Origin of the sequence: Tsukamurella pulmonis (assembly GCF_900103175.1) — a bacterium.
GTDB lineage: Bacteria > Actinomycetota > Actinomycetes > Mycobacteriales > Mycobacteriaceae > Tsukamurella > Tsukamurella pulmonis.
In genome coordinates this window covers 2,585,525-2,608,026 of the sequence record NZ_FNLF01000002.1, presented here as the reverse complement: position 1 = coordinate 2,608,026, position 22,502 = coordinate 2,585,525, and the positions used below count along the sequence as shown (strand labels likewise).

Annotated in this window: 22 protein-coding genes and 2 pseudogenes; 12 read left to right on the top strand and 12 right to left on the bottom strand. The window is 73.5% G+C overall.

The window, feature by feature from the left end; all coding sequences use genetic code 11:
- Positions 1-57: 57 nt before the first annotated feature.
- Positions 58-348 (bottom strand): YiaA/YiaB family inner membrane protein, encoded by a 291-nt coding sequence (locus BLQ62_RS12800; RefSeq protein ID WP_068536032.1) that lies wholly within the window; start codon positions 346-348, stop codon positions 58-60.
- Between the two features lie 168 nt (positions 349-516).
- Here BLQ62_RS12800 and BLQ62_RS12795 point away from each other — a divergent pair, with 168 nt between their 5' ends.
- On the top strand, positions 517-2,070 hold the full coding sequence (locus tag BLQ62_RS12795) for a DUF4407 domain-containing protein (protein ID WP_068567556.1): 1,554 nt from the start codon (positions 517-519) through the stop codon (positions 2,068-2,070).
- On the opposite strand, the gene BLQ62_RS12790 is transcribed toward BLQ62_RS12795, so the two are convergent.
- Complete coding sequence (locus BLQ62_RS12790) at positions 2,011-2,427, bottom strand: MarR family winged helix-turn-helix transcriptional regulator (RefSeq protein ID WP_068536028.1); 417 nt, start codon at positions 2,425-2,427, stop codon at positions 2,011-2,013. The genes BLQ62_RS12795 and BLQ62_RS12790 overlap by 60 nt on opposite strands.
- Entirely contained in the window at positions 2,417-3,793 is a 1,377-nt protein-coding gene (locus BLQ62_RS12785; protein ID WP_068567554.1) for an MFS transporter, read from the bottom strand. The genes BLQ62_RS12790 and BLQ62_RS12785 overlap by 11 nt, the downstream gene beginning before the upstream one ends.
- Positions 3,794-3,909: 116 nt before the next feature.
- On the opposite strand from BLQ62_RS12785, the gene BLQ62_RS12780 reads away from it, so the two are divergent.
- The 4 genes and pseudogenes from BLQ62_RS12780 (at position 3,910) to BLQ62_RS12765 (ending at position 7,057) form a co-directional block, all read left to right on the top strand.
- Positions 3,910-4,434 (top strand): NfeD family membrane protein, encoded by a 525-nt coding sequence (locus BLQ62_RS12780; protein ID WP_160126315.1) that lies wholly within the window; start codon positions 3,910-3,912, stop codon positions 4,432-4,434.
- A gap of 61 nt (positions 4,435-4,495) precedes the next feature.
- Positions 4,496-6,052, top strand: coding sequence for a flotillin family protein (locus BLQ62_RS12775; protein ID WP_068536022.1), 1,557 nt, complete (start codon positions 4,496-4,498; stop codon positions 6,050-6,052).
- Positions 6,053-6,059: 7 nt separating this feature from the next.
- Positions 6,060-6,491, top strand: coding sequence for a MarR family winged helix-turn-helix transcriptional regulator (locus BLQ62_RS12770; protein ID WP_068536020.1), 432 nt, complete (start codon positions 6,060-6,062; stop codon positions 6,489-6,491).
- 69 nt (positions 6,492-6,560) lie between these two features.
- A pseudogene (locus BLQ62_RS12765) lies at positions 6,561-7,057 on the top strand (DUF4395 domain-containing protein).
- A gap of 70 nt (positions 7,058-7,127) precedes the next feature.
- Here the strand turns inward: BLQ62_RS12765 and BLQ62_RS12760 are convergent.
- A complete protein-coding gene (locus tag BLQ62_RS12760) occupies positions 7,128-7,571 on the bottom strand; it encodes a flavodoxin domain-containing protein (protein WP_068536016.1) in 444 nt (147 codons plus the stop codon).
- Positions 7,572-7,647: 76 nt separating this feature from the next.
- On the opposite strand from BLQ62_RS12760, the gene BLQ62_RS12755 reads away from it, so the two are divergent.
- The 4 genes from BLQ62_RS12755 to BLQ62_RS12740 all read left to right on the top strand — a co-directional run bounded on the left by BLQ62_RS12755 (position 7,648) and on the right by BLQ62_RS12740 (position 11,367).
- Entirely contained in the window at positions 7,648-8,445 is a 798-nt protein-coding gene (locus BLQ62_RS12755) for an alpha/beta fold hydrolase (RefSeq protein ID WP_068567551.1), read from the top strand.
- A gap of 22 nt (positions 8,446-8,467) precedes the next feature.
- Entirely contained in the window at positions 8,468-9,607 is a 1,140-nt protein-coding gene (locus tag BLQ62_RS12750) for an alpha-hydroxy-acid oxidizing protein (protein ID WP_068536011.1), read from the top strand.
- A gap of 22 nt (positions 9,608-9,629) precedes the next feature.
- On the top strand, positions 9,630-10,151 hold the full coding sequence (locus BLQ62_RS12745; RefSeq protein ID WP_068567550.1) for a hypothetical protein: 522 nt from the start codon (positions 9,630-9,632) through the stop codon (positions 10,149-10,151).
- A gap of 61 nt (positions 10,152-10,212) precedes the next feature.
- Positions 10,213-11,367 carry a cation:proton antiporter gene (locus BLQ62_RS12740; protein WP_068536007.1) on the top strand — a complete coding sequence of 385 codons (1,155 nt, stop codon included), beginning with the start codon at positions 10,213-10,215 and terminating at the stop codon, positions 11,365-11,367.
- Here the strand turns inward: BLQ62_RS12740 and BLQ62_RS12735 are convergent.
- Both BLQ62_RS12735 and BLQ62_RS12730 read right to left on the bottom strand, forming a co-directional pair.
- On the bottom strand, positions 11,352-12,203 hold the full coding sequence (locus BLQ62_RS12735) for an exodeoxyribonuclease III (protein WP_068567698.1): 852 nt from the start codon (positions 12,201-12,203) through the stop codon (positions 11,352-11,354). The genes BLQ62_RS12740 and BLQ62_RS12735 overlap by 16 nt on opposite strands.
- A gap of 14 nt (positions 12,204-12,217) precedes the next feature.
- A complete protein-coding gene (locus tag BLQ62_RS12730; RefSeq protein WP_068567549.1) occupies positions 12,218-13,384 on the bottom strand; it encodes a zinc-binding dehydrogenase in 1,167 nt (388 codons plus the stop codon).
- 127 nt (positions 13,385-13,511) lie between these two features.
- Between BLQ62_RS12730 and BLQ62_RS12725 the strand changes: the two genes are divergently transcribed.
- From BLQ62_RS12725 to BLQ62_RS12715, 3 genes are read left to right on the top strand one after another with little or no spacing between them, the layout of a single operon-like run.
- A complete protein-coding gene (locus BLQ62_RS12725) occupies positions 13,512-14,249 on the top strand; it encodes an esterase/lipase family protein (protein ID WP_068567548.1) in 738 nt (245 codons plus the stop codon).
- Between the two features lie 46 nt (positions 14,250-14,295).
- The gene (locus tag BLQ62_RS12720; RefSeq protein WP_068567547.1) at positions 14,296-14,751 is read left to right on the top strand and encodes an SRPBCC family protein; all 456 of its coding nucleotides are present in this window, start codon (positions 14,296-14,298) and stop codon (positions 14,749-14,751) included.
- Complete coding sequence (locus BLQ62_RS12715; RefSeq protein ID WP_068534250.1) at positions 14,748-15,995, top strand: APC family permease; 1,248 nt, start codon at positions 14,748-14,750, stop codon at positions 15,993-15,995. The genes BLQ62_RS12720 and BLQ62_RS12715 overlap by 4 nt, the downstream gene beginning before the upstream one ends.
- Here the strand turns inward: BLQ62_RS12715 and BLQ62_RS12710 are convergent.
- From BLQ62_RS12710 to BLQ62_RS12685, 6 genes and pseudogenes are all read right to left on the bottom strand, one after another.
- Complete coding sequence (locus BLQ62_RS12710; RefSeq protein ID WP_068567696.1) at positions 15,967-16,533, bottom strand: YdcF family protein; 567 nt, start codon at positions 16,531-16,533, stop codon at positions 15,967-15,969. The two genes, BLQ62_RS12715 and BLQ62_RS12710, sit on opposite strands and share 29 nt — an antisense overlap.
- Complete coding sequence (locus BLQ62_RS12705) at positions 16,518-18,113, bottom strand: alpha/beta hydrolase (protein WP_068567546.1); 1,596 nt, start codon at positions 18,111-18,113, stop codon at positions 16,518-16,520. The genes BLQ62_RS12710 and BLQ62_RS12705 overlap by 16 nt, the downstream gene beginning before the upstream one ends.
- Positions 18,100-19,095: a CgeB family protein gene (locus BLQ62_RS12700; RefSeq protein WP_068567537.1), complete on the bottom strand. Its 996-nt coding sequence runs from the start codon at positions 19,093-19,095 to the stop codon at positions 18,100-18,102. Before BLQ62_RS12700 ends, BLQ62_RS12705 begins: the two co-directional genes overlap by 14 nt.
- Positions 19,092-20,309 (bottom strand): lipopolysaccharide biosynthesis protein, encoded by a 1,218-nt coding sequence (locus BLQ62_RS12695; RefSeq protein ID WP_068567535.1) that lies wholly within the window; start codon positions 20,307-20,309, stop codon positions 19,092-19,094. Before BLQ62_RS12695 ends, BLQ62_RS12700 begins: the two co-directional genes overlap by 4 nt.
- The gene (locus BLQ62_RS12690; RefSeq protein WP_068567533.1) at positions 20,306-21,445 is read right to left on the bottom strand and encodes a glycosyltransferase; all 1,140 of its coding nucleotides are present in this window, start codon (positions 21,443-21,445) and stop codon (positions 20,306-20,308) included. Before BLQ62_RS12690 ends, BLQ62_RS12695 begins: the two co-directional genes overlap by 4 nt.
- A pseudogene (locus BLQ62_RS12685) lies at positions 21,442-22,485 on the bottom strand (glycosyltransferase family 4 protein). The gene BLQ62_RS12690 and the pseudogene BLQ62_RS12685 overlap by 4 nt, the downstream one beginning before the upstream one ends.
- Positions 22,486-22,502 lie beyond the last annotated feature (17 nt).

Here is a 22,502-nt window from a genome sequence, read left to right as displayed (position 1 = left end):
CCATCATCGGCGGTTGCCCGGGTGCCGGGGCGGATTCGGGTACGGGCGTCCTGCGCGTCACACGACGCTGCGTAGGGGATCGTGCTCGGCCATCAACTTGTCGATCCGGGCCTCGTCGACGCGGACGCGGATGCTGTTGGACTCCTGCTGGTCGCGCACGACCTTGGCGAGGTTGAAGCAGCTGGTGATGAGGAAGAGCGTGCCGACGATCATGAAGCCCCGCTGCCACGGGTCCATGGGCAGGTAGAACGCGCCGATGAGCAGCGCGCCCGAGGACACGCCGAAGGCGATGGCGGACTGGACGAAGAACGCGGTGGTCGGCTTGGCTGCCGGAGTCGATGTGGTCATGGTCCTAGCCTGGCGTGACGGCGGTACGGACGGATGCGTAGAACTACTCGCTCGCGCTAGGTACTTCGCGGTGTGAAAGCGGCCACAGGATTCGGCGGAATCGGGCGCGGCCTGCGATTCTGCTGTGAGAGAAGATCGACGTAGTTCTATCGCAGCGAGGGAGGCGGCATGACGACGGTCCTGGTGTCCGCGCTGGTCGCCGCTTTCGTCGCGGGTGCGATCGCGCTCCTCGCCGCAGGCCCGGGCCGCCGGGCGCCGTGGGTGGGCCGCGTCCTGGTGGTGGCCCTCGCCGGGCTGGTCGTCGGGGAGCTCGTCTCGATGCTCGCGCTGAGTGGGCCGATCACCGACCGGCTCCGGGCGGACGCCGACCGTGCCGCCGCGTCCACGCCCGCGGTGCGCGCCGCCCAGGCCGATCTCGACGCCGCCCGCGCCGACCGGGCCGCGCTCGACAGCACCGTCGCGGAGGCCTCTTCCCGGCGCGACCGCGCCCTCGTGGTCGCGCGCTGCGAGTACCGGCCGGGCCCCGCCTGCCCGCAGACGTCGATCACCGGCGTCCCCGGGCAGGGCCCCGAGACCCGCACCGCCAACCAGCGACTCGCGGCTGCGCAGACCGATCTGGACCGCGCGACGGCGGCGCGGGCCGCGCGCGCTCCGGGGCTCGACGCGCGGGTCACGACGGCGCGCTCCGAGCTGCGCGCGACGCGGGATGCGGCCGCCGCGGCCGACGACGGGATCGGCGCACGCTGGGTGGCGATGGGCGCCGTGACCGCCCACTCGCTGCCCGCCGCGGCGCTGCGCCTCGCGATCGACCTGGTGTGCGTCCTCCTCGCACTGCTGCCGCTGCTCGTACGGCGCTGGCGGGGCGAGACCGTACGCGACATCCGGGACCGGCGCGACCTCGAGAGCGAGCGACTCGCCGCAGCCGCGCAGCTCGCGATCGACCGCCGTACCCAGGAACGACGGGTCGAACTCGCCCTCGCAGAGCAGGCGCCCGCGGCACCCGCGCTCGGCGGTGCGGCGGCAGGGGCCGCCGCCCTGGAGGCCGCGGGATTCGAGCCGGTGGCCGTCACCGCCCGCCGGTACGTGACGCCGGTACCGTCCGCGCGCGCCGACGACGACTTCCTGCCCATCGCCGCGGCGGCGGAGGCGGCCAGCCTCGCGGCCGCCGGCCAGCCCGCCGCGGACGAGACGCCGACGGGGCCGATCCCGGTGGTGGCCGTCCCGACCGTGCCCGACGCATCGCCCGAGCCCGCCGAGGAGGCGACCGTGCCCGACGAGAACATCCCGCACCTGCCGGCCGTCGCCGCCGATACCGCGCCCGCGGTCCCGGCGCCGCGGCCGCCCGAGCGCACGCCGAACCCGTTCGTCCCGCCGGTCCTCGACGAGGCGGCGCGCACCCTCGCCGGTTTCGTGCGACCCCTGGTGCCGCCCATCGTCGCGCGGGTGCTGCCCGGCGGCGGGACCCGCACGGTGACGCAGTCCTACGAAGAGGTCGAGGAGGTCACCTTCGCGATGCGCCGCACCCGCAGGGTGACCGTGGGCACCGTCGAACAGGGCGTGCCGGCACCGTCGGACGACGGTGCGCCCGTCCCGGCCGCGCATCCCGGCCCCGCGGCGCCGGCGCAGGAGCCGCTCGACGTGGCGCACGAGCCGGTGGTGCAGCTACCCGCCCAGGGCCCGCGCGAGATCGGCCAACCGGGCGAGCTCCCGCGGGGGCAGTGACCGGATCGCCGCCGGTGCGGGATCCTCGACGGCCAGCATCGCCCTGACTCTCGCGCGCCCGCTGTCGGTGATCGTGACGACCTTCGCCCGCCGGTCCTCGAGCGCGACGGTGCGCCGCACGTACCCGCGATCGACGAGGTCGTTGACCGCGACGGTGGCGGCGGGCGGATCGATGTCTGCGGCCGCGGCCAGTTGCTTGAGGGTGAGCGGGCCGAACCGGTCGAGTCGCCGCAGGACGCGCAGCCGGCTGAACGGCAGGCCCGTGCGCTCGGCGACCGCGCGGCGCCAGTCCGAGCGGCTGTCGATCACGGCGCGCACGAGCAGGCTCCACACCTCGTCGGGGTGCTCACCGGGCATCGGCGGGCTCCTGCGCCTCGAGCAGCGGCGCGATCCGCGCGCGGGAGCGCTCGGCGCGGGCGCCCGTCGACACGAGCGCCAGTGCGATGACGACCGCCGCGAACGCCGCGACCGCCCACCACAGCGCGTCGCCGGCGACGAGGCCGCACAGTGCCACCCCCAGACTGATCCCCAGTTGCCGGCTGGTGCTCGCGACCGCTGCGGCCGCACCGGTCCGATCGAGCGGCATCCCGCTCACGGCGGAGTTGGTGATCGGCGCGTTGACCAGACCGAAGCCGATGCCGAAGGCGGCGAAGACGACGCCCAGTTCGGGTACCGGGGTGTGCGCGTCCACCGTGGTCAGGGCCGTGGCCGCAGCCGTCATCAGCGCGCCCGCGCCGAGGAGCGACGGGCGCGGGCCGAACCGGGCGACCCATCGACCCGAGACGGGCGAGGCGAGCAGGACGCACACCGCCATCGGCAGGAACATCAGGCCCGTCTGCACGGCGGTGAAGTGCCGGACGGTCTGCAGGTACAGCGACATCGTGAACAGGAAGGCGCCGAAGCCCGCGAACGCGCACACCGCGGTGAGTGTCGCCGCCGAGAACGGGATGCTGCGGAAGAAGCGCAGATCGATGAAGGGCGAGGGGTGACGCCGCTCGTGGGCGAGGAACGCCACCAGCGTCGCCGCGGACAGCAGGAGCATCAGCGGGGCGCGCTCGATCAGGCCGAACACGGCGGTGAACATGACCGCGATGGCCAGGACCTGGCCGAGTGGGTCGATGCTGCGGGGCCTCGACGCCTTCGACTCGGGCACCACCGCGTAGGTCAGAGCCAGGGCGACGGCGCAGACCGGCAGGTTCACCCAGAACACCGACCGCCATCCGAGCGCGTCGATGAGCAGACCGCCCACCAGCGGCCCGATGGCGGTCGAGACGCCCACCACCGCGCCCCACACGCCGATGGCGCGGGCGCGTTCGGAGGGTTCGGTGAACACGGCGGTGACGATCGACAGCGCCACCGGGGTGAGCATCGAGCCGCCGAGAGCCTGGATCGCGCGTGCGCCGATGAGCACGTCGATCGTCGGCGCGATGCTGCACAGCAGCGAACCCGCCGCGAAGACCGTCAGGCCGATCCGGAAGACGCGGCGCCGGCCCAACCGGTCCGCGGTGGCGCCGGAGAGCACGAGCAGGCTCGCCAGCGTGAGGGTGTAGACGTCGACGACCCACTGCAGGTGGGTGACCGAGGCCTGCATCTGCCGACCGATCGCCGGGAGGGCGACGTTGACGATGGTCACGTCCATCGACGAGATCAGCAGGCTCAGGCTGCAGGCCACGAGGACGAGGCCGCGGTGTCGAGGACCGGGGCTCGGGACGGGGGTCGCCATGCGACAATTGTATTCGCATAACTAAGTGATTCGCTCGGGGCGGACTCCTGCATGGCTCGTACGCAATGTTTGCTATACTGCAATTGGGAGATCCGAGCGCAGAGGAGGCGCCCGTGGTGACCGTTTTCGCAGTGTGTGCCGTCATCGGGATCCTGGTCCTGATCGCGTCACTGATCCTGGGGGACTTCGAGATCGGGGGAGTCGAGGTCGGCAGCGCCGACGCCGGGCTGCCCTGGCTCAGCGCGCCCGCACTGGCAGCCGCGGTCGGCGTCTTCGGAGTCGTCGGCTGGCCGCTGTCGGTGGGGACTTCGCTGCCGATGCCCGCCGTGGTCGGCGCCGCCGCGGTGTCCGGCGTCGCTGCGTACACCCTGCTCATGGTGGTGCTGCGCGCCATGCGTCGCGCGCAGACCGGCACCGTCGCCGGGCTGCGGGCCGCGGTCGGCACCATCGGCGAGCTCAGCATGGACATCCCCGCCGGCGGGTGGGGGCAGGTCAGCTACGTCGATTCCGAGTCCGTGCGCGCCGTGACCACCGCGATCCTCGTCGATCCCGGGGCCGCGGCCCGCGACGGTGAGCAGGTGCTCATCGTCGACGTCGAGGGCGACCGGCTCGTCGTGCAGCCGCTGGACACCCGGGACTGACGCACGCGCGCCCTCGCCGGCGCGCCGCAGAACCATCGAAAGAGGAATAGGGAGGAACGTCATGACCGTATCGATCCTGCTCGCGGCCGGTGCCGCGGTGATCGTGATCCTGTTGGCGCTGTGGATCTTCTTCCACAACTACATCAAGTCCCCGCCGGACCAGGTCGCCATCTTCACCGGCCGCGGCGAGATGAAGGTGGTGCGCGGCGGCGCCCGGTTCAAGGTGCCGGGGCTCGAGCGCGTCGACTACATGCCGCTGCGCCCGTTCGAGGTGCGCATCGCGCTGAGCAACGCCCGCAGCATCGACGGTGTGCCCGTCGAACTGCAGGCCGTCGGCCTGGTGCGCATCGGCACCACCGACGAGATGACCCGCACCGCGGCGCAGCGCTTCCTCACCGCCAACATGGCGGAGCTGGAGAACCAGATCAACGAGATCCTGGCCGGCAGCCTGCGCGGCATCGCCGCGACCATGACCGTCGAGCACCTCAACAGCAACCGCGAGGCCCTGGCGCGCGGCGTGGTGGAGGAGGCCGGCGGCGACCTCGCGCGCATCGGCATGGAAGTCGACATCCTCAAGATCGCCGGTATCGAGGACCGCAACGGGTACCTCGAATCGCTCGGCCAGAAGCGCATCGCCGAGGTCAAGCGCGACGCCGACATCGGTAAGGCCGAGGCCGAGCGGGACTCGCTGATCCGCTCCGCCGACGCCCGTCGCGCCGGCGAGATCGCGCAGACCGAGGCCGAGACCGCGATCGCCGAGGCCCAGCAGGGCCGCGACGTGCGCATCGCCCAGTTGCGTGCCCAGACCGAGGCGGAGAACGCCGAGGCCGACCAGGCGGGCCCGCTCGCCAAGGCGAAGGCGGAGAAGAACGTCGGCATCGCGCTCGAGGAGGCCGAGGCCGCGCGCATCGAGGCCCGCACCGAGGTCGAGCGCAAGCGTCGCGCGCAGGCCGAGGCGGCGCTCGAGGCCGACGTGATCGCGCCCGCCGAGGCGCAGCGGCAGGCCGCGATCACCCGCGCCGAGGGTGAGCGCCAGTCCGCGATCCTCACCGCCGAGGCCCGCGCGAACTCGACCCGCCTGGACGGCGAGTCGGCGGCGGACGCCCGCAAGTCGGCCGCCGCTGCCGTTGAGGCGGAGCTCCGCGCCGACGCGGCCGGCAAGCTCGCTCAGGCCGAGGTGCAGGCCGAGTCGATCCGCCTCGAGGGCGAGTCCAAGGCGACGGCCCGCAAGGTCGCGGCTGAGGCGCTCGAAGCCGAGCTGCGCGCCGACGCGGCCGGTAAGCAGGCACAGGCCGAGGCGTTCAACCAGTACAACGCGGACGCGGCACGCCTGCTGCTCGTGCCCCAGGTGCTCGCCACCATCGAGGGCGCGGTGCGGTCCCAGTCCGAGGCCACCGCGGCGATCGATTCCATCAACATCATCGGCGGCGGGCAGAACGACGCCACCGGAGGCCTGCTCGGGCTGTCGGCCCAGTCGATCGCGTCGATCGTCGCCGCCCTGCGCGCACAGGGCATCGACCTGTCGAAGCTGCTCGACGGCGACGCCGCCGGACCGGCCCCCACGCCCGCGACGGTCGAACCGGCCGCGACGGCCGCGGACACCGTCGACGCGCGGTAGCGCGACGATGAAGCCCGGCGACGCAGAGGCGCTGCGCCTCGCGGTGGGCCTGCTGGAGGAACGACTCCGGCGGTTGCCCGCCGCGGGGCTGCGCGGCTCCGAGCTGTTCGTGCTCGCCACCGTCGAGGCGCTGGGACCGGAGGCCTTCCCGACGGCGATCGGCGACCGGCTCGACATGAAGCGCTCGAACGTGTCCGTCGCGGTGGCCGACCTGCGCCGCCGCGGCTTCCTGCAGGACGACGCCGACGGCTCCGACGGGCGACGGCGGCCCGTCGCCCTCACCGAACGCGGACGGGCCGCACTGCACGCCCGCGACGCCGCGCAGGACGCCTGGCTCGTGCAGACCGGGGGCGCGCAGCTCACCGCCGATGAGGCGGCGCTGCTGCGCGACGCCGTGCCGCTGCTGCTGCGCCTCGCCGCCGGCGAGGACCCGGCCTGAGACACGGAGTGAGAATCAGGGCGAGCGCAACCCTGGGACGGGGCGTCGCGCGCGGTTAGTCTCAGCGGCGTGAGTGGTCTGTTCTCCTTCCCGAACCCGGTCAACGAGTACGCGGCCCGCGTCACCGCGGCGCTGGTCGTGCTGCTCGCGATCGTGACGATCGTCGCCGGGCAGTGGTGGCTCTACGCCGCCCTCGCGATCGGTTTCGCGTTGCGCGTCGCGGGCGGTCCCCGCTACTCGCCGTTCGGCCGGCTCTCGGTGCACGTCATCGCGCCGCGGATCGGCCCGGCCAAGCTCGTGCCCGGTCCGCCCAAGCGGTTCGCGCAGACCATCGGCCTGGTGTTCTCGACCACGGCGCTGGTGCTGTTCGTGACCGGGAACCACCTCGCGGCCCAGATCGTGCTCGGCCTCCTCGTGGTGGCCGCCCTGCTCGAATCGGCGGCCGGCGTGTGCCTCGGCTGCATCGTCTTCGGCGCTCTGCAGCGGCGCGGCGTATCCCCGCCTCGGTGTGCGAGGCCTGTGCGGGCGTGAATACCACAGCGCCCACGCTGACCGTGCCGCAATAGCACCACCCGATACGAAAGAACGCCGCCGCGGATCACTCCGCGGCGGCGCTCGTCTGTCAGGGGGACGGCGTCAGATCTGGCCGACGATCGCCTCGGCCCACTCCACGGCCTTCTCGTCCACATCGTCAGTGCCGGAGTTGTCGTGCTCGAAGCGCTCGCCCACCTGGACGGCGCCCAGGCCGGTGAGATGCTTGACGATCGTCTTTCCGCCGGCGTTGTAGGTGTCGACGTAGATCGTGTCGCCCAGCCCGAAGACGGCGAACCGCAGACCCGTGAGATCGGGCGCGGCCTCGAGCAGGTCCTCGAAGAACTCGGTGGAACCGGCGGGCAGCTCGCCCTCGCCGTACGTGGCGCACGAGAAGACGTGGAAGTCCGCGGGATCCAGTGCGTCGATCTCGCCGTCCATCATGTCGTGCAGCTCGACGGAGCCGGCCTTGGCGAACACGTCGAACATGGCGTTCGCGGCGCCCTCGGCGGTGCCGGTCGAGGAACCGTAGAAGATGTGAACAGACATGGGACGAGATTCTAGCCAAGCCTCACCTCGTGGTGTGAGCTGCGTCCTGTCGGTGTGACGTCCTAGGCTTGCCGCCATGCCCCACGCGACCCTCCCGGACGGTGCCCGGCTCGCTTACACGGTGCACCCCGCGGCGCCCGGCGCGACGGGCCCCGGTGTGCTGTTGCTCGCCGGGCAGGCGCTCGCCGGATCGTCGTGGGCTCCCGTCGTGGAGGACTTCCGCGCCGCCGGGCCCGTGATCACCTTCGACCATCGCGGCATCGGCGCCAGCGACGACGTCTTCCCCCGCGGCTGGAGCACCCGCGACTGCGCGGCGGACGCCCTGGCAGTGCTCGACGCGGCACGCGCGGACGGCGCCCTCGGCGACGCGGTGGACGTGTACGGCTTCTCGATGGGCGGCCGCGCGGCCCAGTGGCTCGCCGCCGACCACCCCGACCGGGTCCGCCGCCTGATCCTGGGCGCGACCACCGTCGGCGACGCCCACGGTGTGCCCCGGCCCAGTGAGGTGCTCCGCATCCTGGTCCGCTCCGACCGTCGCGCGCTCCTCGAACTGTTCTTCACCCCGGACTGGCTCGCGGCGAACCCCGGCGCGGCCGAGGCGATCATCGCGCAGCCCCGTTCGCTGCCCGCGCAGCGCGCGCACTTCGCCGCGAGCACCGACCACGACGCCTGGGCGGCGCTGCCGTGGATCGCCGCACCGACCCTGGTGCTGCACGGCGCACAGGACCACATGTGCCCGGCCGAGAACGCGGGGATCCTGCACGCCGCGATCGCCGGTGCCCGGCTGCGCGTGTACCCCGGGATGCGGCACGGCTACCACCTCCAGGAGCTGGCCGCCACGGCGGACGCGCTGGAGTTCCTCACCGCTCCCTGACCGCCACTGCTACCGTCCACCCATGGCGGACTACGGCAGCTTCCAGGACGGCATCTACGCGGAGGGTCTGGTCGCGAAGCACCGCCACTTCCCGTACACCTTCGACGATCTGCAGGCGCGGGCGCAGCAGGTGCTCGACCACTCCCTGTTCGACTACGTGCGCGGCGGCGCGGGCGACGAGGCCACGCAGGACGTGAACGTCACCGAGCTGCGGCGCTACGGCTTCGTGCCCCGGATGCTCCGCGACCGCAGCGTGCGGGATCTGTCGACGACCTTCCTCGGCGCGGAGCTCGACGCGCCGGTCGTCCTGTGCCCCGTCGGAGTGAACGGCCTCGTGCACGAGAACGGTGACCTCGAAGTGGCCCGCGCCGCGGCGACGCTCAACGTCGCCGCGATGTACTCGACGCTCTCCGAGGCCCCGATCGAGGAGATCGCCGACGCCCGCGGCGACTCCTTCGCCGCCTTCCAGCTGTACCCGACCAAGGACGACCAGCTCACGGACAACCTGGTGCGCCGCGCCGATGCGGCCGGATTCGACGCGCTGACCATCACCCTCGACACCGGCAGCCTGGGCTGGCGGCCGCGGGACCTGCGCAACGGATACATCCCGTTCCTGCGCGGCCGCTGCCTCGCGAACTACCTCACCGACCCGCGGTTCATCGAGCACTGCGGGGTGGAGAATCCGGCGCCGCTGCACGCGGGGGTCGTCTGGTCGTCGCTGTTCAGTAAGCCCACCTTCTCCTGGGAGGACATCGCCCGGATCCGCCGGGTCACCGACCTGCCGATCATCCTCAAGGGCATCTGTCACGCCGAGGACGCGCGGCGGGCGGCCACCGAGGGCATCGACGCGATCGCCTGCTCGAATCACGGCGGCCGACAGGCCAACGGCGGCCTGCCCGCGATCAGCCACCTCGAGGGCGTGCTCGAGGCCGGCCTGCCGGTCACCTTCGACAGCGGCGTCCGCGACGGCGTCGACATCCTGCGCGTCGTCGGCCTCGGCGCCACGCTCGCCGGGATCGGGCGGCCGTACGTCTACGGGCTCACGTTGGGCGGTGCCGCGGGCGTCGAGCACGTGCTGCGCTCGATGCTGGCCGAGGCCGACCTGACGATGGCGGCGGACTGCTTGACCACGCTCGCCGACCTGCACGTCGTGAAGCGGTGACCGTCGCGGGCGGGCCGACCCGATGACGATCGCGGGCAACGACTTCGACTGGTTCGGCTTCGAGGATGCGATCGCCGAGGAGTTGCGCACCGTCGCGCGAGCGCTCGTCTACCAGGCCGACGGCGAGCTGCCCTACGCGTACGCGCTGACCGCCTTCCACGCCGAGGCGGGCGGCCCCATCGACCTGCCCCACCCGGCGCTGGGCACCGTCGAATCGGTTGCGCCGCGCGCCCTGTGGAATCCGCCGGCATGGCCGCGCGCCGACGAGGGCTGGTCGCGCCGGGCGCCGTTGGACGCCTGGCAGGACCGCCTGACCGGGGCCGTCGACGGGCTCGGCGAGGCCGACTGGAACGCCGCGTACGCCCGGTACGGGCACGCGCTGCTCGCGGCGATGCGGCGCGCGAAGGCCGAGCTCGTCGCGGAGGGCGCCTTCCCGACGGAGATCGCCTGCCTGCTCGACGACGACGGCGAGCTCCTCGCGCGGTCGGCGACGCCGCGGGAGTTGCGTGCCCTGCGCGCCGCGCGGGGCGGGCCGGGGGAGTAGGTCGCTCGCCCCCCGAGGCTTTTCGGTCGCAAAGGGCGCACCGTCGGATTAGTGTCTGCGCATGACGTTCTCGACCCTGGCACTGATCACCGCATTGGGGCTGTTGGGTCCGCTGCTCTCCGCCAAGCGGAGTTGGCACATCCCCGTGGTGCTCGGGCCGGTGCTGGGCGGGGTGATCTTCGGCGCCACCGGTTTCCGCGTGCTGGACGCCACCGAACCCACCTTCCAGTTCCTCGCCAACGTGGGCTTCGCGATCGTGCTGTTCATCGCCGGGACGCACATCCCGGTGCGCGATCCGGCGGTGCGCTCGGTGCTGGGTGTCGGCGCCCTGCGGGCGGTCGCGATCGGTCTGGTCGCGGCCGTCCTGGGATCGGTCCTCGCGCAGGTCTTCGACACCGGGCACGCCGCCCTCTACGCGGTGCTCATGGCCTCGTCGTCGACGTCCATCGTGCAGTCGGTGATCAAGATGAACGGGCTGACCAACCCCTCCCTGCTCGCGCTCACCGCACAGGTGGCTATCGCCGACGTGGTCTGCATCGTCGCGCTCCCGCTGGCCATCAACCCGCCGACCGCGGTCCGCGCGGCCCTGGGCGCGCTGGCGGTGATCGCCGCGGCGTTCGTCCTCTACCTGCTGCTGCGGTGGTCGGAGAGGATCGGACTGCGCAAACGTCTCGAGGAGATCTCCGAGGAGCGCGAGTTCGCCCTCCAACTCCGAATCAGCCTGGTCGGCCTGTTCCTCCTCGCGGCCATCGCTTCCACCACCCACGTCTCGATCATGATCGCCGGCTTCACACTCGGCCTGGCCGTCTCGGCGGTCGGAGAACCCCGGCGAATGGCCTCGCAGCTCTTCGCCGTGGGCGAGGGCTTCCTCGGCCCGCTGTTCTCCGTCTGGCTGGGTGCGGTGGTCGACCTGCGCCACCTGATCGAGCACCCGAAGTTCATCGTGCTCGGGCTCGCGCTCGGGCTCGGTTCGCTCCTCGCCCACGGTGCGATCCGCTTCGCCGGCGTCCCGGCATCGCTGGCGGTGCTGTCCGCGGCGCAGGTGAGCCTGCCGGTGTCGGCCGTGACCGTCGGCGAGGAACTGCACGTGCTCGCGGCGGGGGAGGGCGGCGCGCTGATCGTCGGCGGGGTGGTGACGATCCTCGGCGTCGCGATCGCCGCGGGGCGCGCCACCCGGCAGATGGGCGATCCGGCGCGGGCTCAGCTCACGGCGTAGTCCACGATCACCGGAGCGTGATCGGAGAGCCGCTCGTCGGGCGAGGGCTCCTTGTCGACGGTGACCGCCACCGCCCTGCGCGCCAGCCCCGGGGTGGCCAGCTGGTGATCGATCCGCCAGCCGACGTCCTTGGTGAAGGAGGCGCCCGCCCAGCTCCACCAGGACAGCGGCCCGGGCCGGTCGCCGTGCAGGGTCCGCACCACGTCGACCAGGCGCCGGGGTCCGATCCGCTCGTCGAGCCAGGCGCGTTCCTCGGGCAGGAAGCCCTCCATCTTCTGCGCCGGGCGCCAGTTGGTGACGTCGTGCGGCAGGTGCGCGAGGTTCAGGTCGCCGAGCAGCAGGAACTCCCGTCCGGCGGCGAGCGCGGCGCGGCGGTTGCGATCGAGCTCGCGCGCGAAGCCGTCCAGGAAGCGCATCTTCCGGGCGTGCTTGGCGCCGCCGTCGGGCGTCTCCCGCATGTTCCCGGGGCGCTGCAGGTGCGCCGGCAGCCCGCCCTTGGGCAGGTACAGGCAGGCCACCGTCAGTCCCGGGACGTCGATCTCCACGTACCGGCCCTCGTGGGCGTACTCGGCGAGTCCGCGGGCGCGCGGCGGGTGGCTCACCCAGGTCCGCACGTCCGACGGTGCTTCCCGGGACAGGATCGCCACCCCGTTGCGGCCGGGGATCGAGCCGCAGTCGACGGCGGCGCGGTAGCCGGGGAAGTCGCCCACCTCGGCGGGCGGGCAGCGCAGTTCCTGCAGTGCGAGCACGTCGAGCCCGCGGTCCGCGAACCACGCGTCGAAGCCGCGCCGCCGCGCCGCCCGGATACCGTTGACGTTGAAGGTGCCGACGCGCAGCACGCCGGGCGCCGTCAGGGGGCGGTCGCCGTGCTCGACGGGTCGATGAGGATCTTGGCGTGCACTTCGGGATCGCCGAGAGCGTCGAACGCCGTCGCCACGCCGTCGAGGCCGACGGTGCCCGTGACCAACGGCTTCACGTCGACCTTGCCGTCCGCCATCATGTGCAGCGTGTCGTGGAACTCGCCGGGGTCGTAGCCGAAGGCGAACCGCAGGTCGATCTCCTTGTTGCCGGCGAGGGCGGGCATGATCTGGTCGGGCTCCATACAGACCCCGACGACGACCACGCGGGTGCGCAGCGGTGCGGCCTCGATGATCGAGTTGATCATCCCGGGCACACCGACGCACTCGAAGACCACGGGGCCCGACGGGGTCTCGCCGATCTTGTCCGCGAGGCGGAAGACGTGCCACCAGGGCAGGGGACCCGGGACGAGGGTGAGCTTGTCCATCGTGCTCACGCCCAGCTTGAACAGGTCGCTCGCCTTGCGGATCTCGTTGCGGGGCTGCTTGTAGGCGTCCCACGGCTGCTGCTCGCGCGGATCGACGACGACGTGGGCGCCCATCTGCTTGGCGAGGGCGCGGCGGCCGGGGGAGAAGTCGCTCGCGATGATCTTCTTGACCCCCGACGCGCGCAGCATCGAGATCACCGCGAGGCCGATGGGGCCGCAGCCGATCACGATGGCCGTCTGCCCGCGGCCGACCTCGGCGCGGCGCACCGCGTGCCACGCGACGGCCATCGGCTCGGTGAGGGCGGCCTCCTCGTCGGACAGCTTGGCGGGCACGGGCATCGTCATCGACTCCTGGACGAGCACCTGCTCGGCGTACGAGCCGGGGGCGCGCTCGGACAGGCCCACGAGCTGGGGCTCGCTGCCGACCATCAGCGTCGGCAGGGACACCACGCGCGTGCCCACCGGCCACCGCTTGCGGCAGCCGGGGCCGTACTCGGCGACAGTGCCCACGAACTCGTGCCCCATGACGATGCGCTGGTCGGTGCGCATGCAATCGGGGTACCCGGCCTTGGCCGCGAGATCGGCCACGAGGTCGGCGTGGTGGCGGGCGTGCAGGTCCGAGCCGCAGATCCCGGTGCGGGTGACGTTCAGGAGCACCTGCCCGCGGGCGGGGCTGGGGGCGGGGAGATCCTCGACGGTGAGACGGCCTTCGTTGCACACGACAGCTTTCATACGATCGAGAATAATCGCCCGGTCGCCGGGCCACGAACGCGGTGCGACCCTCGCCTCCGTGGTGGCGATGCAAACAGTGAGTAACCCATGTTGCACAGATCGCGTTCAAATGTTGTAACTTTTGCTTATGCAAAAACTTAGGAAGTCCTTCGTCGCCGCCGCTGCGGCTCTCGGTGTCGTCTCGGCCGTCCCCTCGGTCGCCCAGGCCGCCGAGCGTGATCTCGTCATCGTCTACGCCGGCCTGATCGCACCGGGCGAGATCTACGAGCCCCTCAACACGAACCTGCGCAACGCCGGTTTCGACGTCAAGAACCTGTGGCTGCCCGGCTTCGACCACCGCAAGGAGGCGGGGCAGCTCAAGGCCACCGTCGACGAGGCCAAGAAGGTCGCGCCGAACCGCAAGGTCTCCATCGTCTCGCACAGTTCCGGGGCTATCAGCAGCCGCTACTACATCAAGGCGCTCGGTGGCTCTCAGAAGGTCGCGCGCTCGGTGGTTCTCGGCGGCGTCGAGTACGGCTCGCCCACCGGTTGCGTTCTGCCTGCGCCCGCGAACGGCGCCTGCAACGGCTCGGCGATCCTCAACCAGCTCAACGCCGGCGTCGACACCCCGGGTCCCACCGAGTTCTACTCGATCCGCAGCACCACCGATCCGCTGTCGGGCAACCTCGACGGCAGGCAGTGCCGCGCCTCGGTCAAGGGCTACCTCCCCGCCGCGGTCTCCTTCGACCACGCGTATCTCGCCTGGGACCCGCGCGTGGTCCCGCTGGTGATCAGCTCGCTCAACGGCACCTGCCCCGGACAGTGGGTGAACTCGCCGGAGGGCTCCGTCACCTACGAGAACAGCGTCGACATGAACCGCAAGTAGATTCCATCACTGGGCACGATGCGGGTGCACCTGGTTCGATGAACCCGTGAGTACATCGGATGACACCCGCATCGTCTCCGCCTCCCGCGATGTCGCGGCGCCGGCGGACACGATCTTCGACCTGATCGCCGACCCGGCGCGCCAACCCGAGTGGGACGGCAACGACAACCTCACCGCCGCGGCGCCGGGCCAGCGGGTCAGAGCGGTCGGCGACGTCTTCACCATGACGCTGACCAACGGCCAGGTGCGCGAGAACCACGTCACCGAGTTCGTCGAGGGCAGCCGCATCGCCTGGCTGCCGTCCGTGGTCGGCGAGCCGGCACCAGGGCACCTGTGGCGCTGGGAGCTGGCGCTGCTCCCCGACGGCGGCACCCGGGTCACCCACACCTACGACTGGACGCAGTTGCGCGACGAGCAGCGCCTCCCGCGCGCCCGGGCGACCACCGCGGACCGTCTGGCGGCCTCTCTCGAGCGGTTGGCGGCCCGCGCCGAACGACGGTGAGCGGGACGCCGCAGCTGCGCCGCAGCCTGGGCCTCACGGACGCGGTCACCGTCGGCCTGTCGGCGATGGTGGGTGCCGGTGTCTTCGTCGTGTTCGGTCCCGCCGCGGCAGCGGCGGGCTCGGCGCTGCTCGTGGGTCTGGCGCTCGCCGGCGTCCTGGCCTACTGCAACGCCAGCAGCTCGGCGCGACTCGCCGCCCGGTATCCGCAGTCGGGCGGCACCTACGTCTACGGCCGAGAGCGGCTCGGGCCGTTCTGGGGCCATCTCGCCGGCTGGAGTTTCGTGGTCGGCAAGTCGGCCTCGTGCGCGGCGATGGCGCTGACCGTCGGGCGCTACGCCTGGCCGGCGCACGCGCACGCCGTCGCCGCCGGCACGGTGGTCGCCTTGACCGCGCTGTCCGTCGCCGGGGTGGAGCGCTCGGCGCGGGTCGCCCGCGTCGTCGTCGCAGTGGTGCTCGCCGTGCTGACGGTGGTCGTGGTCGCCCTGTTCACCTCGGGCGCGGCGGACTCCGGGCGCGTGCTCGACGGCGCCGCCGGCGGTCCATGGGGCGTCCTCCAGGCCGCGGGCCTGCTCTTCTTCGCGTTCGCGGGCTATGCGCGGATCGCCACACTGGGCGAGGAGGTGCACGATCCCGCCCGCACCCTGCCCCGCGCGATCCTGCTCGCCCTCGGGATCACGCTCGTCGTCTACGCCGTGATCGGCGTCGCGCTGCTCGCGGTCCTGGGACCGGCGGGACTCGCCGACTCCGCCGCGCCGATCGCCGACGCGGCCCGCGCGGCGGGGTTCCCGGTCCTCATCGTCACCGTGACCGCCTGCGTCGCGGCGGTGGGCGCGCTGTTGGCCCTGCTGCTCGGGGTCTCCCGCACCACCTTGGCGATGGCCCGCGACGGGCACCTGCCCCGACCGCTCGCCGCGGTGGACGAGCGTCGCCGGGTACCGGTGTACGCGGAGCTCGCCGTGGGGGCCGTCGTGACCGTGGTGGCGGCCACGGCGGATCTCGGTGCGGCGATCGGCTTCTCCTCGTTCGCCGTGCTGGTCTACTACGCGGTCGCGAACGCCTCCGCGTGGACGCTCGAGCCGTCCGTCCGGACACGCATCGTGCCGGGATTCGGGTTGATCGGATGTCTGGCGGTGGCGCTCTCGCTCCCGGCGGGCTCGGTCGCGGCGGGGATCGTCGTGCTCGTCGTGGGCGCACTCGCCTACGCGATCACGCGCGCTAACAACCGGTCTGATACAGCGCCTTGAGCCAGCCCGCGCTCTGGTAGCCCCAGCCGAACACGGTCTCGGCCGCACCGCGCCGCTCGGGGAAGTCGGTCATCTGCATGGTGGCGCCGTAGCAGCGCTCGAGGATGAACCGGGCGCGCTCGAGGTGCGCCGTGGTGGTGACCACGATGATGTCGTCCCACCCGCGCGCGGATGCCAGGCGGCGCACCTCCTGCGCCTCGCCGCGCGTGGTCCACGGCTCGGGGAGGAAGCAGGTGACCTCGACGCTCGGGATGGCCCGTGCGCACAGCTCCTGCATCCGGGGATCCTCGGCGCCCACCGAGTTGGAGAGCACGACCTGCCGGGAGAGACCGCGTTCGGCGAGGTCGAGCCCGTACTCGAAGCGGTCGTAGGGATTGCCCCCGAGCACCACGATGGCGTCGGCGTGCTGCAGGTCGTGATCGATATCGGGCTGGAGGTAGGCGCGGTCGAGCGCGATCCCGACGGTCACGAGGAGGGCCATGGCGGTCACGAGCGCGACGAGGCGCCGCATCCATCGGCCGGTCATCGCTGCTCGCACCACTGCATTATCGCGGTTGCAACAGCTGCGCGCACCTCGGGGTGATACGCGGGATGATCGCCGGTTCCGATGCGCACCACCCGGATCGCGCCGCCCGTCCGGCCGGCGAGGCGGCGCACCCCCTCGGGGCCGCGCTGTCCGTCGAACCACGCCGCGTCCGGTGGGGCCAGGACGAGGACGGTGTCGGTGCCGTCGGCGACGACGGGGCGCAGCAAGACCTCGGGTACCTGGGTGATGCCCCGCCCGCCCAGGAGGCGCCAGGCGGGGTAGGGCAGGCGCCGGCGCAACAGGTCCTTGATCCGGCCGCGCGGGCTGCGGGCGAACGACGGATCCGAGCGGGGCACCCCCAGATCCGCTTCCGGCGCCCCGGCGATCCCCGCCTTGACGCGCCACGAGTACAACACCGCGTTCACCAGCACCGCGGCGTCCGCGTGCACGGCCCGGGCGGCGTGGGCGGCGTACCAGGAGCCCGAACAGACCCCGGTCGTGAGGATCGGGCCTTCGAGCGCACCGGCCGCCGCGACGACGTCGTCGACGGCGGTCGCGGGGAAGAGCGGCACGATCTCGGCGGGCCCGACGGGGCCGGATTCCCCGGCGCCGCGCCGGTCGTAGCGCAGCGCGGCCGCACCCGCCCGCGCGGCTTCCCGGGCGAGGTGCACCCATGCCCGGTTCGGCCCGTGTCGGGTGTCGTTGGCAGTGGCGCAGAGCAGCACCGAGCGGTGCGGAGCGGCACCCTCGTCCGGCAGCGTCCGGATCGCCGCGACGCCCCCGATGTCCTCGATCCGTTCCTCGACGCCGTCGTGTCGCGCGCGCGTGCGGATCGCGGGGTCGACCTCGGTCGCCGGGGCGTCCGGGAGCGCCGCCGCCGTCCACGCGACGATCTCGGCGATCACGGCATCGGGGATCCGCACGAGGTGGGTCGGCGGCTCCAGGAACTCCGGCATGCCCGCGGCGACGATGCGCTGCGCGCCGTCGGGCCCTGTCGACGGGGCGCCCGGGCGGTCGGCGATCAGCAGACGCGGGGCGGTGAGGGCCTGCGCGGGGAGCGCAGCGAGGGCCTGCACCGCATCGGCGTGCACGTCCATGCCCACCCAGCTGCCCGGCCCCGCGCCGATGGCCATCCCGGCGAGCGCGGCCTGCGCGCGGGTGTAGGCGCGGCCACCGACCGCGTCCCACAGCACTGCGGCGGGCGGGGTCAGGCCCGCGGCGCCGGCGATCGCTGCCCCGGCGCGCAGGGCCACCACCGCCGGGGCGCCGAGGCCCAGCCCGCGCAGGTACGCGTCCGCGTGCCGGACCGTGTCGATCCAGCCGTCCACCGCGTCGGCCGTCCCCGACGGACCGCACGAGTCGCCCGTGCCCCGGTAGTCGAACCGGAGGACCGCGAGGCCCTCCGCGGCGAGCAGCGTCGCGAGCCGGCGCAGACCGCGCAGCGCGTCGTACTGCTCCTTGCCGAGCGGCGGCACCAGCAGCACGGCGCCGCGGGCCCGGCGGGAGACGGGCAGGTGCAGGGCGCCGTACAGCGACGCGTCGACCCGCCCGAAATAGGTGCGCAGCTCGAGGCAAGGCTCAATCGAGGGCATCGATGATCTCCCGGGCGCGATCGGTGTAGGTGTGCCCGCCGCGAACGATCGCGGAGCGGCCCGCCTCGGCGATCCGCCGCGCGCCCGCGGGGTCGGCGCGCACCCGCTCGATGATCCCGTCGATCTCGGCCGGGTCGTCGTAGAGCAGCGCCTCGCGCCCGTCGGCCAGCAACGCCGCGTGTTCGACGGTGCGCGGGCCGACGAACAGCCCGCCGGCGGCCGGCACCTCGAAGGTGCGGCACGTGTGCGTGTCGCGGTTGTCGGAGTTGAGCAGCACCAGGTTGGCGTCGACGGCGCCGATCGCCGCGGACAGCGCCGCGCCGTACTGCGGCCCGCGCACCGTCGCCCCGCTGCGCAGCAGGGCCGGCCGTCGCCGCCACCCCGGGCCGGCCAGGTAGAACTCGCGTCCCCAGCGGGCGGCGAGACCGGCGAGCAGCGCGGTGCGATCGGGGCGGGCGTTGCCGACGAATCCGGCGGCGTACCGGCGTGCCGACCGCGATCCGGTCGGTCGATGCCAGTCGGGGTCGTAGGCGCTGCGCACGAAGATCGGGTGCCGCACGCCGCGGGCGGCGAGCTCGGGCACGTTGTGCGCCTTGGTGGTCACCACCGCGTCCCAGCCGGATTCTGCGGCCAGGTACGAGGGGGTGGTGTTGACCGGGTTGGCGACGTCGTCGGCGCTGTAGTGCACCCGGCGCCCCGCCGGCAGCGACAGCAGCCGCTCCTGGTCCAGGTGCACGGCGGTGTAGCAGAAAAGCAGGTCGGGGACGGGCTGCGACTCCAGCCGCTCGTGCACGGCGTCGACCGCGGCCGGCGCCCGGCGTCCGGTGCGCTTGGCGTACCACCACGCCGCGCCGCCGCGCCGGGGGAGCGTGACGGCGGTCGTGTCGACGACCGTCACCTCGTGGCCGGCGCGGTGGAAGCCGACGGCCAGCGAGCGCGCGTTGCTGCCGTACCAGTCGTCGCCGGCGAACAGGATCCTCATGCGGCGCCCTCCCGGCGCCGGGCGCGCAGCACCGAGAACCCGGCCGCGGCGGTCTGCGCCGCCACCACCCCGAGTACGACGGTCCGCGGGTCGTGGGTGCGCAGGGTCAGCAGCAGCGCGATCGCGATGACCGCGGCGCCCACCGTTCCGGCGAGCAGCACGCCGCGCGCGTCGCCCAGCACCGGAAGCACCGCCGTCGCGACGAACGAGGCGACCGCCAGGCCGGGCAACGCCCAGGCCTGGATCTGCAGCAGCGGGACCGCGGCATCGAAGTCGGCGCCGAAGAGCAGCGGCAGGACCCACGGCGCGAGGACGGTCGCGAGCGCGGCGAGCACCGTGCCGCCGAGGCCCACGAGCAGGATCCCGCGGCGCGCGGTCACCCAGAACGCGCCCCCGTCGCGCCGCGCGAGACGTGGCAGCAGGCTCACGCCGACGGCGTCGAGCAGCGAGCCGGCGGCCTGCACCGGGCGGTCGCTCGCGCTGAACTGACCCAGGGCCTGTGGCGTCAGGGCGGGGGAGAAGACGGTCGCGGCGCCGGGGCCGTACGACGACGAGAGCAGGCGCGCCGTGAGGACCGGGCCGCCGGTGCGCAGCAGCGGGCCGGGCGGCCCGGGACGCGCGGGCGGCCCGTAGTCGCGCACCGTCCGCGCCCACGACCAGCCCACGGCGACGAGGTTCCCGGCGAGCAGGCACGCCATCGCCGCCTCCGGCGTGCGCACCTGCGGCAGCGCCAGGAGCAGCAGGGCCAGGTACAGCAGCCGGCCCGCGCTCTGCTGCACCACCACCGCGCCGAACCGTCCGCGCCCCAACAACACCCAATCGTCGCCGCACGCGCTCACCGAGCCCACCACCAGGCCGAGCGCCCCCAGCTCCACCGCGCGCGGTACCGGGGTGAGCAGCGCCAGCAGCAGCAGGGCGACGAACAGTACGAGCGCTCCGGCGCGGAGACCGGCGTAGTCGCCGCGCAAGCGCGCCAGCCCCGGCTGCTCCGCGCGTGCGGAGACGAAGGCGGTGATGCCCAGATCGGTGCACAGCGCGCCGAGGAAGTACGTCGACATCGCCACGGCGAGCAGGCCCATCCCGGTGGGGCCCAGGAGCCGCGCGCACAACGGGATGGTGATCAGTGTGACGGCGTACTGCCCGTACCGGCCCGCGGACACGAGCACGACGTCCCGCGCCAGACCCGCGCCGCCGCGCAGCAGGGCGGGACTCATCGTCCGTCCCGCGCCACCCGAGCCAGCAGGGAGTCCGCGATCGCGGCGGAGGTGGTGAGGTCCAGGTCCCGGCCCCGGTCGCGCGCCGCCTCGCTGAGCTGCTCGCGCAGCTCCCAATCGGCGATCACCGCGTCGAGGGCGACGGCCAACAGGTCCGGCCGCCGCGGCGGCACCAGGACGCCGTTCTCGCCGTCGACGATGAGCTCGGTGGGGCCGCCCGCCCGCGCGGCCACCACGACGCGGCCGGCGGCCATCGCCTCGGCGACCACCTGGCCGAAGGGTTCGGTCAGGCGCGAGTAGTGCACGACCACGTCCGCGTCCGCGGCGGCCTCGAGGGGATCGGCCACGTGCCCGGTGAAGGTCACCCGGTGGGCGACACCGAGCCGCTGCGCGAGTTCCTCGAGGTCGGCGAGGTACTGATCGTCGCCATCGAAGTGGGTGCCGCCCACGAATCGCACCTCGGGCGCCGCCTCCATCTGTGCGAGCGCGCGCAGCAGCAGGTCCTGCCCCTTCCACGGGGTGATCCGGCCGACCATCGCGAGCTTGACGCTCTTCGGTGCGCGCTGCGGCGCGGGCGCGGGAACGGCGCGCAGGTCGACGCCCGGGTGGCACACAGCCGTGGGGCTGCCGCCGGTGGAGATGGTGCGCAGCGTCCCGCGCGAGTTGGCGAGGTAGCCGGAGGCGGCGACACGGCCCAGCAGGCGCAGCGGGAACCGCGCCCGGCCGAAGTACTCGGCGCTGACGCGGTCGTGCACCTGCCAGACCAGGGGAATGCCGGTGCGCCGCGCCGCCACGGCGCCGACGAGCAGCGTCTTGGTGGACTCCGCGACGATCACGTCGGCCTGCTGGGCCTGGAGCAGGGGCGCCAGGCGGCGACCGTCGCGGTAGAGGCCCACCGCGCCGCGCAGCATCGTGACGGGCCCCGACCCGCGGCGCACCGCCGCCGACCGGCCCGGGACCACGGTGACCGGGACGTCCGCTGCCTCGAGCACGTCGGTCAGCGGGCCGGGGGCGAGCAGCACGACCGACGCGGGCACGCCGCGCCGCCGCAGCGCGCCGGCCAGGCGGGCGAAGGCCAGCTCCGCGCCGGACGGCGCCGCGGTGTGCCCGAGGAAGACGGGACGGCGGGCGCTCACGCGGCGACCGCCCGGTACAGCGCGGCGTGCCGCGCGGCGGCGACGTCCCAGGAGAAGCCCCCGGCGTGGGCGCGGCAGGCGTCCGCACTCGGTCGGTCGCCCTCCAGCGCCGCGGCCAGACGGTGCCCCAGCGCCTCCGGATCGCCGGCGGGGACGACCAGATCGGCGGCGAGGCCGCGGACCGCCTCGGGCAGCCCGCCGACGTCGGTGACGACCGGTGCGCGCCCCGAGGCGAGCGATTCGAGCGCAACGAGGCCGAAGCCCTCCCAGGCGCGCGACGGAACCACCGTCACCGTCGCGGCGGCGTAGCGGTCCGCCAGCGCGGCGTCGTCGATGGTTCCCACGAAGCTCACAGTATCCGTGATGTTCAACGCCGCGGTGCGGTGCTGCAGATCCGCGCGCGCGGTGCCGTCGCCGACGATGTCGAGGCGGGCGTCCGGGTGGCGGGCCAGCACGTCGGGCCAGGCGTCCAGGAGGACGTCGATGCCCATGCGCCGCTCGAGCCGGCGCACACACAGCACGCGCGGCGGACCGTCGGGCGAGGGCGCGGGTGCGAACCGTTCGAGGTCGACCCCGGGCGCGATGACGGCGACGGCCCCGCGATCGGCGCCGTACCGCTCGACGAGCACGTCCGCGAAGGCCTGCGAGAGCACGACGAATCGGTCGCTCCCGCGGTAGCGGGCCCGCTCGATGAGGGACTTGAGTGCGACGCGCGCGCGACCCTCGCCCGCTGCGGCGCTCTACTGCGCCCACGGCCCGTGGAAGTGTGTGACCAGCGCTGCGCGGCGCGGTGCGGGGCCGAACAGGGCGAAGTGCCGGTCGAGCACCTCGGTACCGGCCGGGACGGGCGCGCGGGAGGCCCGCACGCGGGCGCGGGTCGGGCCGGAGTCGGGGCCCCAGCTCGCACCGCCGGGATCGGGGTCGCCGAAAGCGGCCGCGGTGGCGACGAGGTCGGTGCGCCGCTGCAGCGCGGCGAACAGGTCCGCGAAGTAGCGCGACAGGCCGCCCGCGGCCGTTCCGGGCCAGGTGGTCCCTGTCAGGTGGACGCGGGGCCCCG